The 2,543-nt window shown below is 71.6% G+C and carries 1 protein-coding gene; it reads right to left on the bottom strand.

Annotation, left to right across the window (positions count from 1 at the left end):
• Window positions 1–2,543 (bottom strand): beta-ketoacyl synthase N-terminal-like domain-containing protein (locus tag ACFZCP_RS45830; RefSeq protein ID WP_391443236.1); only part of this gene is annotated, 2,543 nt, incomplete at both ends.

Genomic DNA, 2,543 nt, shown 5'->3' with positions numbered 1-2,543 from the left:
ACGAACGCCGCACCAGGCAACAACACCGAACCCTGCACCACGAAGTCAGCCAGCCACGGATGCGTCCGCACCGACAACCGACCGGTCAGCAGCACGCCGTCCGTGCCGCCGAGCGTGACCGTCGCGCCGAGCAGCGGGTGCTCCGCCGAACCGAGACCGGCCGCCGACACATCACCCACCGTCGGCAGCACGTCCAGCCAGTAGCGCTCACGCTGGAACGCGTACGTCGGCAGGTCGACGCGCCGGGCCCCGCTGCCCGTGAAGTAGGCGTCCCAGTCCACGTGGGCGCCCCGCACGTGTACTTCGGCGATCGCGGCGGTCAGCGCGGACTCCTCCGGACGGCCGGTCCGCAGCACCGGCACGAACCCGGCCTCAGGCGCGGACTCCTGGCCCAGCGCCGACAGCGTCCCGCCCGGACCGACCTCGACAAACGTGCGAACGCCCTCGTCCACGAGCGCATGCACCGCGTCGGCGAACCGTACCGACTCCCGCACGTGCCGCACCCAGTACCCCGGCGACGCCAGCTCCTCGGCCGTGGCCGCCCGACCCGTCAAGGTCGACACGATCGGAATCGACGGCGCCTCGAACGACACGCCTTCCAGCACGGCGCGGAAGTCGTCCAGCATCGGATCCATCAGCGGCGAGTGGAACGCATGGCTGACGCGGAGCCGCGTCACCTTCCGCCGCGCCTCACGCCACCGCTCGCCCACAGCCTCCACATCAGCGGCGACACCGGACACAACCACTGCGTTCGGGCCGTTCACCGCGGCAATGCCCACGCTGTCCGGCAGCTCCGAGGCGACCTCGGCCTCGGTCGCCTCGATCGCGGCCATCGCGCCGCCCTCGGGCAGTTCCTGCATCAGCCGGCCCCGGGCCGACACGACCTTGACGGCGTCCGCCAAGGACCACACGCCGGAGACGTGTGCGGCGGCCAGCTCGCCGATCGAGTGCCCGGCCAGCAGGTCGGGGCGGATGCCCCACGACTCCAGGAGACGGAACAGGGCCACCTCGACCGCGAACAGCGCCGGCTGCGTCACCCCCGTCTCGTTCAGCGCGTCCGCGTCCTCGCCGAACAGCACCTCACGGACCTCGGGAGCCAGGAGATCCAGCACCTCGTCCAGGGCATCGGCGAACACCGGGTAACGGGCTGCCAGTTCACGGCCCATGCCGAGCCGCTGCGAACCCTGACCCGAGAACAGGAAACCCAGCAGGCCGGTGACGGCAGAACCCGTGACCACACCCGCCACCTGCCCGCCCTCCGCCAACGCGGTCAGGGCGGCAAGCCGGTCCTCCGGGCCGTCCGCGACGACAACGGCGCGCTGCTCCAGCGCGGCCCGCGTTGTCGCCAGCGAGAAGCCCACGTCCACGGGGTGCGCGTCGAGCGCGCCGAATCGGAGCCGTTCGGCCTGCTCACGGAGCGCCTCCACGCTCCGCGCCGACAGCACCCACGGCACCGGAGCACCGTCGTACGTCGTCGGCTCCGCAACCGCCTCCGACGCCGCCTCCACCACCGGAGCCTGCTCCACGATGACGTGGGCGTTCGTACCACTCACGCCGAACGACGACACACCGGCCCGCCACGGCCGGTCCGCAACAGGCCACGGCTTCGCTTCCGTGAGCAGCTCAACAGCGCCCGCCGACCAGTCCACGTGCGACGACGGCTCGTCCACGTGCAGGGTCTGCGGCAGCACACCGTGCCGCATGGCCATCACCATCTTGATCACACCAGCGACACCGGCGGCGGCCTGCGTGTGACCGATGTTCGACTTGATCGACCCGAGCCACAGCGGCCGGTCGGCGGGACGACCCTGGCCGTAGGTGGCAAGGAGCGCCTGCGCCTCGATCGGGTCGCCCAGCTTCGTACCGGTGCCGTGCGCCTCCATCGCGTCCACGTCGGCGGGGGCGAGCCCCGCAGTCGCCAGCGCCTGCCGGATCACTCGCTGCTGGGAAGGACCGTTCGGCGCGGTCAGACCGTTGGACGCGCCGTCCTGGTTCACCGCGGAACCCCGTACGACGGCGAGGACCTGGTGACCGTTGCGCTGGGCGTCCGACAGGCGCTCCACGAGCAGCATGCCGACGCCCTCGCCCCAGCCCGTGCCGTCGGCGGCATCGGCGAACGCCTTGACGCGGCCGTCCGCGGCCAGGCCCCGCTGGCGGCTGAACTCGATGAACGCACCGGGAGTCGACATCACCGTCACACCGCCGACGAGCGCCAGCTCACACTCGCCCTTCTGCAGTGCCTGCACCGCCAGGTGCAGCGCGACCAGCGACGAAGAACAGGCCGTGTCCACCGTGACGGCCGGTCCTTCGAGGCCGAACGTGTAGGACAGCCGGCCGGAGATGACACTCGCCGAGATACCCGTGCCCGCGTACCCTTCGACGCTCTCCCGCGCGGCCATCACCAAGGCCGCGTAGTCCTGGCCGTTGGTGCCGACGAACACACCGGAGCGGCTGCCCCGCACCGAGTTCGGGTCGATGCCCGCCCGCTCGAACACCTCCCACGACGTTTCGAGGAGCAGCCGCTGCTGCGGGTCCATCGCCAG

The organism is Streptomyces sp. NPDC007971, assembly GCF_042958635.1.
GTDB lineage: Bacteria > Actinomycetota > Actinomycetes > Streptomycetales > Streptomycetaceae > Streptomyces.
This window is presented reverse-complemented; position numbering and strand designations above follow the sequence as displayed.